The organism is Streptomyces sp. SID12488, assembly GCF_010548275.1.
In the GTDB taxonomy this organism is placed as follows: domain Bacteria; phylum Actinomycetota; class Actinomycetes; order Streptomycetales; family Streptomycetaceae; genus Streptomyces.
On the sequence record NZ_JAAGLT010000001.1, the window covers coordinates 629,918 to 642,099 of the forward strand.

General features: G+C 70.9%; 11 protein-coding genes. 6 read left to right on the forward strand and 5 right to left on the reverse strand.

Going from position 1 to position 12,182, the window contains the following annotated elements:
- Positions 1–172 precede the first annotated feature (172 nt).
- The 4 genes from G3I56_RS02840 to G3I56_RS02855 all read left to right on the forward strand — a co-directional run bounded on the left by G3I56_RS02840 (position 173) and on the right by G3I56_RS02855 (position 5,008).
- Positions 173–1,498 (forward strand): ABC transporter substrate-binding protein, encoded by a 1,326-nt coding sequence (locus tag G3I56_RS02840; protein ID WP_164406934.1) that lies wholly within the window; start codon positions 173–175, stop codon positions 1,496–1,498.
- Positions 1,495–2,514, forward strand: coding sequence for a sugar ABC transporter permease (locus tag G3I56_RS02845; RefSeq protein ID WP_164406935.1), 1,020 nt, complete (start codon positions 1,495–1,497; stop codon positions 2,512–2,514). The genes G3I56_RS02840 and G3I56_RS02845 overlap by 4 nt, the downstream gene beginning before the upstream one ends.
- Positions 2,511–3,425 carry a carbohydrate ABC transporter permease gene (locus tag G3I56_RS02850; protein ID WP_203688955.1) on the forward strand — a complete coding sequence of 305 codons (915 nt, stop codon included), beginning with the start codon at positions 2,511–2,513 and terminating at the stop codon, positions 3,423–3,425. Before G3I56_RS02845 ends, G3I56_RS02850 begins: the two co-directional genes overlap by 4 nt.
- Before the next feature lie 155 nt (positions 3,426–3,580).
- Positions 3,581–5,008: a GH1 family beta-glucosidase gene (locus G3I56_RS02855; RefSeq protein ID WP_164406936.1), complete on the forward strand. Its 1,428-nt coding sequence runs from the start codon at positions 3,581–3,583 to the stop codon at positions 5,006–5,008.
- Between the two features lie 326 nt (positions 5,009–5,334).
- Here G3I56_RS02855 and G3I56_RS02860 read toward each other — a convergent pair whose 3' ends face one another.
- Together G3I56_RS02860 and G3I56_RS02865 are read right to left on the reverse strand one after the other, a co-directional pair.
- The gene (locus G3I56_RS02860; RefSeq protein ID WP_164406937.1) at positions 5,335–6,723 is read right to left on the reverse strand and encodes a HAMP domain-containing sensor histidine kinase; all 1,389 of its coding nucleotides are present in this window, start codon (positions 6,721–6,723) and stop codon (positions 5,335–5,337) included.
- A 10-nt stretch (positions 6,724–6,733) separates the two neighbouring features.
- Complete coding sequence (locus tag G3I56_RS02865; protein ID WP_164406939.1) at positions 6,734–7,438, reverse strand: response regulator transcription factor; 705 nt, start codon at positions 7,436–7,438, stop codon at positions 6,734–6,736.
- 120 nt (positions 7,439–7,558) lie between these two features.
- On the opposite strand from G3I56_RS02865, the gene G3I56_RS02870 reads away from it, so the two are divergent.
- Entirely contained in the window at positions 7,559–8,098 is a 540-nt protein-coding gene (locus G3I56_RS02870; RefSeq protein ID WP_164406940.1) for a hypothetical protein, read from the forward strand.
- A 25-nt stretch (positions 8,099–8,123) separates the two neighbouring features.
- On the opposite strand, the gene G3I56_RS02875 is transcribed toward G3I56_RS02870, so the two are convergent.
- Positions 8,124–8,993 (reverse strand): fused MFS/spermidine synthase, encoded by an 870-nt coding sequence (locus G3I56_RS02875; protein WP_164406941.1) that lies wholly within the window; start codon positions 8,991–8,993, stop codon positions 8,124–8,126.
- Between the two features lie 75 nt (positions 8,994–9,068).
- Positions 9,069–9,527, reverse strand: a complete 459-nt coding sequence (locus tag G3I56_RS02880) for a hypothetical protein (RefSeq protein WP_343239842.1) — start codon at positions 9,525–9,527, stop codon at positions 9,069–9,071.
- A 280-nt stretch (positions 9,528–9,807) separates the two neighbouring features.
- Between G3I56_RS02880 and G3I56_RS02885 the strand changes: the two genes are divergently transcribed.
- Positions 9,808–11,262, forward strand: a complete 1,455-nt coding sequence (locus tag G3I56_RS02885; protein ID WP_164406942.1) for a hypothetical protein — start codon at positions 9,808–9,810, stop codon at positions 11,260–11,262.
- Between the two features lie 138 nt (positions 11,263–11,400).
- Here G3I56_RS02885 and G3I56_RS02890 read toward each other — a convergent pair whose 3' ends face one another.
- Positions 11,401–11,997 carry a histidine phosphatase family protein gene (locus G3I56_RS02890; RefSeq protein WP_164406944.1) on the reverse strand — a complete coding sequence of 199 codons (597 nt, stop codon included), beginning with the start codon at positions 11,995–11,997 and terminating at the stop codon, positions 11,401–11,403.
- Between the last annotated feature and the right edge of the window lie 185 nt (positions 11,998–12,182).

Below are 12,182 nucleotides of genomic sequence, written 5' to 3' on the forward strand. Positions count from 1 at the left end.
ACACCCCCGCCCGGACCGACGACTCTTCAACACATCACCTGTGGGAGCGCTCCCACGGTACCTGACACATACACATCCCGCACGTTCCCCGCCCGAGCCGCCGCATCAGAACTAACGGGCCCAACAACGCAGTTGGCCGGGGGGTCGGCACGTCAGGCAACAGGAGGACGCAATGCGCACGAGTACCCGCGGGTCCCGCAGACTGATGACCCTCGCGGTCGTCGCCACGCTGACGACGGGGCTGCTGGCCGGCTGCGCCGACGACTCGGGCGACAGCAAGCCGAACAACGGCGGAGGCAACAACGGAGGCGGCAAGACCGCCCTGACCATCGGCACCTTCGGTGTCTTCGGTTACAAGCAGGCCGGTCTCTACGACGAGTACATGAAACTGCACCCGGACGTCAGCATCAAGGAGAACGTCACCACCAAGACCGACGTGTACTGGCCCAAGACGCTGACCCGTCTGCAGGCCGGCTCCGGTGTCGACGACATCCAGGCGATCGAGATCGGCAACGTCGCCGAGGCCGTGCAGACACAGGCGGACAAGTTCGTCGACCTCGGCAAGGAGGTCGACAAGTCCCAGTGGCTGGACTGGAAGAACGCACAGGCCACCACCAAGGACGGCAAGCAGATCGGGCTCGGCACGGACATCGGCCCGATGGCGATCTGCTACCGCAAGGACCTGTTCAAGAAGGCCGGTCTCGAGACGGACCGCACCAAGCTCGCCGCAGAGTGGAAGGGCGACTGGTCGAAGTTCGTCGATGTCGGCAAGAACTTCATGAAGAAGGCGCCGAGCGGCACCAAGTTCGTGGACTCCGCCTCCTCGGTCTACAACGCGGCGCTGGGTGGCGAGAGCGAGCGGTACTACGACAAGGACGGCAACCCCATCTGGGACAAGTCGACGGGCGTCAAGGCCGCCTGGAACGCCGCGATGGAGGTGGCGACCAGCACCATGTCGGCGAAGCTGAAGCAGTTCGAGGGCCCGTGGGACACGGCCCTCTCCAAGGGCACCTTCGCGACGGTGGCCTGCCCCGCCTGGATGATCGGCTACATCCAGGAGAAGTCCGGTGAGTCCGGCAAGGGCAACTGGGACGTGGCGGCGGCGCCGACCGCGGCCAACTGGGGCGGCGCGTTCATCGGTGTACCGACGGCCGGCAAGCACCAGAAGGAGGCCATCGCGCTCGCCAAGTGGCTGACGGCCCCCGAGCAGCAGGCGAAGGTCTTCGCCAAGCAGGCCAGCTTCCCGTCGGCCCCGGCGGCGTACGCGACCCTGAAGCCGCAGGCCGCCACCGTCGAGTACTTCTCGAACGCTCCGATCGCCGAGATCTACGCGGCGTCGGCCAAGACCATCCCGGTCCAGTACTTCGGCGTCAAGGACCAGCCGATCGGCACCGCGATCGCGGACATCGGCATCCTGCAGGTCGAGCAGAAGGGCAAGACCCCGGCGCAGGGCTGGGACGCGGCAACGAACGAGATCAAGGACGTGCTCGGCCAGTGACCAGCTCCAAGCAGGCTCTCGCGCATCCAGCGTCGAGTGCCGAGACCGCGCCCGGCGACCAGCCGGGCGCGGTCCGGGGCGCTCAAGGTCGCGGTAAGCCGCCCGCGGGTCCGGGCTCGTGGCGCAGTCGGCTGTACCGCTGGGACATGAAGGCGTCGCCATACGCGTTCATCACCCCCTTCTTCCTCGTCTTCGGGGCCTTCGGTCTGGTCCCGCTCCTCTACACGGGCTGGTACTCGCTGCACAGCGTGCAGCTGTCCTCGCTGGACCACCAGACCTGGGTGGGCCTGGAGAACTACAAGAACCTGTGGGCCTCGGACTTCTTCTGGAACGCCCTGCAGAACACCTTCACCATCGGTCTGATCTCGACCGTGCCGCAGCTGCTCCTGGCGCTCGGCATCGCGCACCTGCTCAACTACAAGCTGCGCGGCTCGATCCTGTGGCGGGTGGTGATGCTCACCCCGTACGCCACCTCGGTGGCGGCGGCGACGCTGGTCTTCACGCTGCTGTACTCGTGGGACGGCGGCATGATCAACTGGCTGCTGCACTTCGTCGGGGTCGACGCGATCAACTGGCGCGAGTCCGACTGGGGCGGGCAGTTCGCCGTCTCCAGCATCGTGATCTGGCGGTGGACCGGTTACAACGCGCTGATCTACCTCGCGGCGATGCAGGCGATCCCCACCGACCTGTACGAGTCGGCGGCTCTCGACGGCGCCAACCGCTGGCAGCAGTTCCGCCATGTCACGGTCCCGATGCTCCGGCCGACGATCCTGTTCACCGTGGTCGTGTCCACCATCGGCGCGACCCAGCTCTTCGGTGAGCCGCTGCTGTTCGGCGGGTCCAAGGGCGGCTCCGAGCACCAGTACCAGACGCTCGGCCTGTACATGTACGACCAGGGCTGGGTCATCGGCAACCTCGGCAAGGCGTCCGCGATCGCGTGGTCGATGTTCCTGATCCTGCTGGTCGTCGCCGCGGTCAACATGCTGATCAACCGACGTCTGAGGAAATCCCAATGACCACAAGTGATCTGACGCTGCCTCAGGTGGATGCGGAGCCGAAGCCGAAGGACGACAAGGGCTCCGGGCGCCGCCGGATCATCGGCGCGGGCAAGCAACTGCACGCGGGCCCGGTCACCTACGTCGTCCTGGCGGTCTTCTCGCTGATCTCGCTGGCCCCACTGCTGTGGACGGCGATCGCGGCCTCCCGCGACAACGCCCGGCTCGCCCAGACGCCGCCGCCGCTGTGGTTCGGCGCGAACCTGTTCAAGAACATGCAGGTCGCGTGGGACGAGGTGGGACTCGGCACGGCGATGCTCAACAGCACGCTCGTCGCGGGCACCATCACGGTCAGTACGGTGCTGTTCTCGACGCTGGCGGGGTTCGCCTTCGCCAAGCTGCGGTTCAGGTTCTCCAGCGCGCTGCTGCTGCTGACCATCGGCACGATGATGATCCCGCCGCAGCTCGCCGTCGTACCGCTGTACCTGTGGATGGCCGACCTCGGCTGGTCCAACCAGTTGCAGGCCGTGATCCTGCCGACGCTGGTCACCGCCTTCGGTACGTTCTTCATGCGGCAGTACCTGGTGCAGGCGCTGCCCTCCGAGCTGATCGAGGCGGCGCGGGTGGACGGCGCGAACAGCCTGCGCGTGGTGTGGCACGTGGTCTTCCCGGCGGCGCGGCCCGCGATGGCCGTGCTCGGCCTGCTGACCTTCGTGTTCGCCTGGAACGACTTCCTGTGGCCGATCATCGCGCTCAACCAGCAGAACCCGACCGTGCAGGTCGCCCTGAACGCGCTCGGCACCGGTTACGTCCCCGACCAGGCGGTCATCATGGCGGGCGCGCTGCTGGGCACACTGCCGCTGCTCATCGCCTTCCTCCTGTTCGGCAAGCAGATCGTGGGCGGCATCATGAACGGCGCCGTCAAGGGCTGACCCGTACAGGACTTCGTACGGGACTTTCGTCAGGGACTTTTCGTACGGGAACTCTCGGGGGCCGGGTCACCGCCGCCTCGGCCCCCTCGCACTCTCCCCCCACTTCCCTCATCTCCTACCCGTCGGTCTCCACGACTTCCTATGGGAGCGCTTCCATGCCTGAATCCGTTACCCCGGTGACTTTTCCTCCCGCCTTCCTCTGGGGCGCAGCGACCTCCGCGTACCAGATCGAGGGGGCGGTGCGGGAGGACGGCCGCACCCCCTCGATCTGGGACACGTTCAGCCATACACCGGGCAAGACGGCCGGCGGCGACCACGGTGACATCGCTGTCGACCACTTCCACCGCTACCGCGACGACGTGCAGATGATGGCCGACCTCGGCCTGACCGCGTACCGCTTCTCCGTCTCCTGGTCGCGGGTTCAGCCGACGGGCCGGGGGCCGGCGGTCCAGCGCGGTCTGGACTTCTACCGGCGCCTCGTCGACGAGCTGCTCGCACACAACATCAAGCCTTCGCTCACCCTCTACCACTGGGACCTCCCGCAGGAGCTGGAGGACGCGGGCGGCTGGCCGGAGCGGGAGACGGCGCTGCGTTTCGCCGAGTACGCCCAGATCATGGGCGAGGCGCTGGGCGACCGCGTCGAGCAGTGGACCACGCTCAACGAGCCCTGGTGCAGCGCGTTCCTGGGGTACGCCTCGGGTGTGCACGCCCCCGGCCGGACCGAGCCGCTGGCGTCCCTGCGGGCGGCGCATCACCTCAACCTGGCGCATGGGCTGGCCACTTCGGCCCTGCGCGCGGCGATGCCGGCCCGCAACACGGTCGGGGTGTGCCTCAACTCCGCGGTGGTCAGGCCGCTTTCGCAGACCCCCGAGGACCTGGCGGCGGTCCGGAAGATCGACGACCTGGCCAACGGCGTCTTCCACGGCCCTATGCTGCACGGCGCCTACCCGGAGACCCTGTTCGCCGCGACCTCGTCGGTCACGGACTGGTCGTTCGTCCTCGACGGCGACCTCTCGCTGATCAACCAGCCGCTGGACGCGCTGGGCCTCAACTACTACACCCCGGCACTGGTGTCGGCGGCCGAGGAGAAGCCGAGCGGTCCACGTGCCGACGGTCACGGGGCGAGCGACTTCTCGCCGTGGCCGGCGGCCGACGAGGTCCTCTTCCACCAGTCGCCGGGCGAGCGCACGGAGATGGGCTGGTCGATCGACCCGACGGGTCTGCACGACCTGATCATGCGGTACACGAAGGAGGCGCCGGGCCTGCCGATCTACGTCACCGAGAACGGCGCCGCCTACGACGACAAGCCCGAGTCGGACGGCAGCGTCCACGACCCGGAGCGGATCGCCTACCTGCACGGCCATCTGCGGGCGGTCCGGCGCGCGATCGCCGAGGGCGCGGACGTCCGCGGCTACTACCTGTGGTCCCTGATGGACAACTTCGAGTGGGCCTACGGCTACAGCAAGCGCTTCGGCGCGGTGTACGTCGACTACGCGACCCTGACCCGCACCCCGAAGTCGAGCGCCCTCTGGTACGGCCGCGCTGCCCGCAGCGGCGCCCTCCCGCCGGCGAACGGCGAGTAAGCGCTCCGCTGACGGGGCGTCGGTCCAAAGGCCGGGTCGCGGCACCTGAGGGGGGTGCCGCGCCCCGGCCGGGGCCGCTCCGGGGCTCGGGCCGACGGGAAGCAGGGGGCTTCTCAGCGCTGGTCGGCGGGGTCCCGCGCGTGCGAATGCACGCGCGGGACCCCGCTGACAGCAACCGGGCCACAGCAGGCGGCACGGAGTGCGTCGGCAGCCGGCGGCAACATCGCCGTGCCCGCTGGGAGCGTGCCGCCGGCCCCGCGTCCGTTACCCGATCCGCCGGACAGACCCCCGGGCGTCGGAAACGACTCGGCGACCGGCGGCCGAAGTCAGGCCCTCGCGCCGGCGCCGCGCCGCCGCAACACCCCCGGTCCGCTCCCCCGGTGTCCGCGCCGTACCGGTGCTGCCCGGCCGTCCAGCTGGAGCCAGATCCGTATCTCCGTCCCACCGAGCACCGACGAGCCGATCCGTACGTCCCCGCCCGTCGCCTCCGCGAGCCGGCGCACGATGTCCAGGCCGAGGCCGGTCGATCCCGCGCTGCCCGAGCCGCGCCCCCTGGCCATCGCGGCCTCGGGGTCGGTGATCCCGGGCCCCGCGTCCGACACCAGCATGATCACCGCGTCGTCGCCGTTGTGGACGTCGACCGCGAAGGCGGTGCCCTCCGGGGTGTGCCGGAAGACGTTGCCGAGCAGGGCGTCGAGGGCGGCGGCCAGGTCGGCGCGGGCCACGGGTATCCGCACCGGCCGCTCCACACCGGCCACCCGCACCTTCCTCCCCTCGTCCTCCGCGAGCGCCGACCAGAAGGCCATCCGCTCGCGCACGACCTCGGCCGCGTCGCAGCCGGCGCCCGGTCCGGCGAGGGTCGTCTGCGGCTTGGCCTCGCGGGCGGTACGGATGATCGTGTCGACCTCGTGCTCCAGCTGGGCGACCGCGGCCCGCGTCTGCTCGGCGGCCGGGCCGTCTCCGAGCGAGGCGGCGTTCAGCCGCAGCACGGTCAGCGGCGTTCGCAGCCGGTGGGACAGATCGGCGGCCAACTCCCTTTCGTTCGCGAGCAGTTGTACGACCTGGTCGGCCATCGAGTTGAACGCGACCGCCGCGAGGCGCAGTTCGGCCGGTCCTTCCTCGGGCACTCTGGCGCCCAGTTTTCCCTCCCCCAGTTCCTGCGCGCCCTCGACGAGGCGCCGGGCGGGCCGCACCATGCGCACGCCCAGCCGGTCGGCGACGGCGACCGAACCGACGACGAGGATCGCCCCGACGCCGGCAAGGACCGCCCAGGCCAGGCCGATGCCGTTGCTGACCTCGGCCTCGGGGACGTACACCTCGACGACGGCTATCTCACCGGAGCCGATCGCGACGGGCTGGAGGAGGGCGGACCCGCCGGACACCTCGGTGGTGGAGGCGCGGCCGAGTCTGCGGACGGCCTCGATGTCGGCGCCGGCGGCGCGCTTCCGTCCGAGGTCGACCGGGCTCGTACCGCCGCTCGCGGGGATGTGCACGGCCAGGGCCGCGCCCGATCCGGCGGAGGCGACGACCCGTTCCAGCTGGTCGCGGTCAGTGGTGATGGAGAGGGCGGGGGCGACGGCCGCGGCCTGCCGCTCGGCGTTGGAGAAGGCGCGGTCGCGGGCCATCTCCCTGATGACCAGGCCGAGCGGCACGGCGAAGGCCACCACGACCATCGTCGTGACCGCCACGCACACCTTGACCAGCGCCCACCTCATGGTGTCCCCCTCACAGCGGCGGCTCCGCTCCGGGCGGCGCCAGCTTCACGCCGACGCCCCGCAGGGTGTGCAGATAACGGGGTCGGGCCGCCGTTTCGCCCAGCTTCCGCCGCAGCCAGGACAGATGGACGTCGATGGTCTGGTCGTCGCCGTAGGACTGCTGCCACACCTCCGCGAGCAGTTCCCTGCGCGCGACGACGACACCCGGCCGGCCGGCGAGGAAGGCGAGCAGGTCGAACTCGCGGCGCGTCAGGTCCAGTCGTACGCCGTCCAGTTCGGCCTGCCGGCGCAGCGGGTCGATGGCCAGGCCGCCGACGCGGATGACCGTGGAGGGCGGGGTGTCCGCGGGTGCGGTGCGGGCCCTGCGCAGGACGGCGGCCATGCGGGCCGACAGGTGTTCGACCGAGAACGGCTTGGTGAGGTAGTCGTCCGCGCCCGCGTTCAACAGCCGGACGATCTCCGTCTCCTCGTCGCGGGCGGTGGCGACGATCACCGGCACGTCGGTGATTCCGCGCAGCATCTTCAGGGCCTCGGACCCGTCGAGATCGGGCAGACCGAGATCCAGGATCACCACGTCGAAACGGAAGTGAGCGACCTCGCGCAGCGCCTCAAGGGCGGTGCCGACACTGCGCACGAGGTGCGCGGCATCGGTCAGATGCCGGATGAGGGCGGAGCGCACGAACTGGTCGTCCTCGACCACGAGCACACTTGCCATGCGCCGCACCGTACGCCAATCCGGCGAGTCGGGTCCGGCGCCTGTGGATAACTTCCTGGCGACCGCGCCCGGCCGACGACAGGCGACACCGATGGGGCGCGTGAGGCAGTATGACCGGCGATGCGCAGAGGACTCGTACACCTTCTGGCGTGGACGCTGGCCACGGGCGCGGCGGCCACGATGACGTGGTGGGGTGTCCACACAGTGATGGCGGGAACGGCGTACGACCCGCCCCGCGCGCTCCCCATCACGGCGGCCGACGCGGCCGGACGGAAGTCGACTGCACCGGAGCCGGACCCGGAACCGAAGCCGCTCGACACGACGGCAAGCCCACAGCCCACCCGCCCGGCACCGACTCCGACGCCCACCCCGACGCCGTCACCCGCGTCGGCATCCACCCCGAGTGCGACCCCCTCGAAGCCCCAGACCCGGACCCCGTCCACGGTGAAGGCGTACGACACCGACGGCGGGCGGGCGGTCTTCGACCTCGGTACGGACTACGCGACGCTCGTGTCGGCGACGCCCGGGGCGGGCTGGTCGATGCAGGTGTGGAAGACGGAGTCGTGGATCCGGGTGGAGTTCAGCGCGGGCGCGGACCGGGTGACGGTGTTCTGCACCTGGCACGACGGCCCGCCGCACGTGCAGGTCATCACCTACTGAAACAACCACTGCCCGGCTGACCGGGTCAGCGGAACACCGACGGCGGTGGTGCCGGCGACGCGACCGCCGCCGTGTCCGTGACCGGTACGGCTCCGCCGGTGAAGTCGGTGAGGGCGCGGCCGTGTTCGAGGCGGGCGGGCTGCGGGTCGGAGGCGGCGCGGCGGGTCAGCTCGGCGATGGGCAGCGGGTGCGCGGAACCGACGAGCACCGCGTTGCCGAACCGTTTCCCCCGCAGCACGGTCGGGTCCGCGATCAGGGCCAGCTCGGGGAAGACCGCCCCCGCGGTGGCGATCTGGCCGCGCAGATGGGCGAGCGGCGGCCCGTCGGCGAGGTTGGCGGCGTAACAGCCGGCGTCGTTCACGACCCTGCGTACGTCCGTCAGGAACTCGACCGACGTCAGATGGGCCGGGGTGCGCGCCCCGCTGAACACGTCCGCGATGACGAGGTCGGCCCAGCCGTCGGGGATCTTCGCGAGCCCTTCGCGGGCGTCGGTGGAGCGCACCCGGATACGGGCGTTCGGGTCCAGCGGCAGCTCGCGGCGGACCAGTTGGACGAGGGCGGCGTCCCGTTCGACGGCCTGCTGGGTGGACCGGGGGCGCGTCGCGGCGACATACCGCGCCAGGGTGAGGGCGCCGCCGCCGAGGTGCACGACCTGCACGGGCTTGCCGGGCGGCGCGACGAGGTCGATCACATGACCGAGGCGGCGCTGGTACTCGAAGGAGAGGTACGCCGGGTCGTCGAGGTCGACGTGGGACTGCGGGGCGCCGTCGATGAGCAGTGTCCAGGCGCGCGCCCGGTCCCGGTCGGGGATCAGCTCGGCGAGCCCGCCGTCGACCGTCTCGACGACGGCCTCGGCGGCCGACTGTCCGCGCCGCGCGTTTCTGGACTTTCCCATTCCCCCATTATCGGGGTGGGCGAATACCCCGGCACAATTGCGGCCGCACAACGGCCGTACAACGGTCGCGCCGGGTCAGCGGCGGTTGTCGGCGGCCTCGATGAGCCGGGCCGCCTCGCCGAGGGCCGCGCGGAGCACCGCCGGGTCGGTGGCCAGGTCCGCGTCTCCGGGCGGGAGCAACCAGTCCGAGCCCTCGACGGGGGGTACGGGATCGGGGACCGCGAGGCTCAGACCACGCCCGTTGGTCTCCGTACAGGTGCTGCCGGGAACGTCCCAGGCCGCGGCGGTGCCGGGCGGTACCAGGAAGCCCAGGGTGTCGCAGCCGTCGTCGTGCAGTACGGGGCCGACCCCGTCCCCGGCACCCCTGCGCAGGATGTCGACCGCCTCCAGCCCCTGCCGCGCCGGAACCGTCACCAGATCACAGATGTGCGCTGTGTTTGGCGCGGCCGATGCGGGCAACGCGGGTGATGTGTGTGCTCCGAACTGCGCACAAGGATCGGCGCTCTGACTGATCTCCATCCCGGCCTCCACCACGGAACCCCTCCTGTAACGAACGGGTCGGGAGTTCGGGTTGCTCCCGGTCCATCGGGTTCAACGCGCCAGAACGTCAACGGCTACGGCGCAAGACCGCTGCAAAGGATGGCAGTTCATGGCGGATCGTGGATGAGATATCCGGTTTGTAGCCAAACCCCGCATGGCGGGTCGTGCGCACCCGGTACGTTCTTGCCCGCCGGAAACAGGACGTCCGATGGATAACTGTTCCAACTCGTCAGGAATCCGGCACGGTTCGACGGTTCGCAGAGAGGGCCCGGCCATGACGTCGTCAACAGTGACCTCGTCGGAGTCCCCCCGGCCGCCACGGCCGAACCTCGCCTTTCGGCAGTTGCGCGGACAGCGCTCTCCGGGCGAGTTCGCCGCGGCGGTACGGCGGGCCGCCCGCGAGATCGGGGAGCGGGTCAGCTGTGACGCGCGTTACGTCGGCCGGGTCGAGGCGGGTGAGATCCGCTGTCCCAACTACGCCTACGAACGGGTGTTCCTGCACATGTTCCCTGGCCGGACGCTGGCCGACCTGGGGTTCGCGTCCCGCTCGTCGGTGCGCGGCCGCGGGGCCCGCGACATGGAGGACACGCCCTCCGCGCACCCCGCGAGCCCGACGTACGGCACCGGTGAGACGCCGGGGGCGTACGAGACGTATGAGATGCAGGACGCGCAGGACCCGTACGGAACGCACGACAACTACGAGGAGAGCGACGTGCTGCGTCGCGCATTCATGACGGGCGGTGCCACCGCGGCAGCCGCCTCCCTGAGCCCCTTCGGGTTCACGTATGAGGCTTCGGCCTCGGCCGCGGGCCGTCCCGCGCGCCGCGTCGGAGCCGTCGAGGCGGGGGCCCTGGAAGAGGCCGTCCGCCGTATCAGACTGCTCGACGACCGGCACGGCGCCGACGGCCTCTACCGGCGCGCGGCGGCACCACTGCGGGCCGCCTACGAGCTGCTCGACGCGGGCACGGTACGGCAGACCACCGCGGACCGGCTGCACTCGGGCGCCGGTGAACTCGCCATCTCCGTCGGCTGGCTGGCGCACGACTCGGGCCGCTTCGACGACGCGCGCTCGCACTACGCGGAGGCGCTGGCGACCGCCCGGGTGGCCGGGGACGCGGCCCTGGAGGCGCACGCCTTCTGCAACACCGCGTTCCTCGCGCGCGACACGGGGCGACCACGCGAGGCGGTCAGAGCGGCACAGGCCGCCCAGCGCGTGGCCCGGCCCCTGGGCTCACCCCGCCTGATGTCGCTGCTCGCGCTGCGCGAGGCGGGCGGCTGGGCGGGCCTCGCCGACCGCGCCGGCTGCGAACAGGCACTGGCGCGGGCCCAAGCGCTGTACGAACGCGGCCCCTCGGAGGCCGACCCCGAGTGGATGAGCTTCTACGGCGAGGCCGAGCTGGAGGGTTTGGAGGCGCAGTGCTGGTCGACGCTGGGCGACTGGCCCCGCGCGGCCCGGCACGCCCGCCGCGCGGCCCACCTCCAGAACCCGCACTTCACCCGGAACATCGCCCTCTACACGGCCGAGCTCACCGACGACCTGGCCCGCGGCGGCCACCCGGACGAGGCGGCGGAGGCGGGCATGCGGGTTCTGGACCTGCTGGACGAGGTCCAGTCCTCCCGCATCCAGACGATGCTGGCGGCCACGGCGCGGGTGCTTCTGCCTCACCGGCGGGCATCGGGGGTTTCGGCTTTCCTGGAGCGGCACGCGAGCCTGCCGCGCACGGCCTGAGCCTTCGCTCCCGGCCGGCCCTCGGCTGCGGGCCCGGTGGGGGCTGGTCGCGCCCACGCGGCGGAGCCGCACAATGTCACAGCCCCGCGCCCCTGAGGGGGCGCCCAGTCGCCCAGAGTTCACAGGCGCCGGGTTGCGCTATCCGACCAGGTGCCCCAGGTCGTTCCAGCTCTCGATCGCCGGTTCGCCGTAGGCCCATCCCAGGACCGACAGTGATGTCGGGTTCAGTCTGATCCGTGCCGCGAAGTCGATCGGCAGCCCAAGCCAGCGCGCCCCGATCGACCGCAGTATGTGCCCGTGCGCGAACACCAGCACGTCACGATCAGCGGACCGCGCCCACGCGACCACCTCGTCCGCGCGCGCGGTGACCGCCTCCAGGCTCTCGCCCCCGGGGACCCCGTCCCGCCAGATCAGCCAGCCCGGCCTGACGGCCTGGATCTGCGCCGGGGTCATGCCCTCGTACGTCCCGTAGTCCCACTCCATGAGCGTGTCCCACGCGGTCGCGCGCTCACCGAACCCGGCGATCTCGCACGTCTCACGCGCGCGTGCCAGTGGGCTCGTGCGCACCTCGACCCCGGGGAGCCCGTCGAAGGGCGCCCGGCTCAGCCGTTCGCCGAGCAGCTTGGCGCCGCGCCGCCCTTCCCCCATGAGGGGGACGTCGGTCCTGCCGGTGTGCTTGCCGGACAGTGACCACTCCGTCTGCCCGTGCCGGGCCAGCAGGATGCGCGATGCCATGAGGACCCCTTCCGGGGGGAGACGGTGAGCGTGGCAAATCAGGTGAGAGGCGAACGAAAGGGAACGGTCAAGCGAATCAGGGGTACCGAATGGTGGAAAAGCAAGGCGGAACCCCTCCATCATCGCGCACGCTGTCCGGGGGCAACCGGGGGGTCGATCTTTGCGTCTTGTGGGACGGGGGCGCC

Bases quoted from the DNA above. Each gene is read 5' to 3' on its own strand.
- G3I56_RS02890 (WP_164406944.1), bottom strand. From the start codon at position 11,997: ATGGCATCGCGCATCCTGCTGGCCCGGCACGGGCAGACGGAGTGGTCA.
- G3I56_RS02865 (WP_164406939.1), bottom strand. From the start codon at position 7,438: ATGGCAAGTGTGCTCGTGGTCGAGGACGACCAGTTCGTGCGCTCCGCC.
- G3I56_RS02875 (WP_164406941.1), bottom strand. From the start codon at position 8,993: ATGGGAAAGTCCAGAAACGCGCGGCGCGGACAGTCGGCCGCCGAGGCC.
- G3I56_RS02850 (WP_203688955.1), top strand. From the start codon at position 2,511: ATGACCACAAGTGATCTGACGCTGCCTCAGGTGGATGCGGAGCCGAAG.
- G3I56_RS02840 (WP_164406934.1), top strand. From the start codon at position 173: ATGCGCACGAGTACCCGCGGGTCCCGCAGACTGATGACCCTCGCGGTC.
- G3I56_RS02885 (WP_164406942.1), top strand. From the start codon at position 9,808: ATGACGTCGTCAACAGTGACCTCGTCGGAGTCCCCCCGGCCGCCACGG.
- G3I56_RS02860 (WP_164406937.1), bottom strand. From the start codon at position 6,723: ATGAGGTGGGCGCTGGTCAAGGTGTGCGTGGCGGTCACGACGATGGTC.
- G3I56_RS02855 (WP_164406936.1), top strand. From the start codon at position 3,581: ATGCCTGAATCCGTTACCCCGGTGACTTTTCCTCCCGCCTTCCTCTGG.
- G3I56_RS02870 (WP_164406940.1), top strand. From the start codon at position 7,559: ATGCGCAGAGGACTCGTACACCTTCTGGCGTGGACGCTGGCCACGGGC.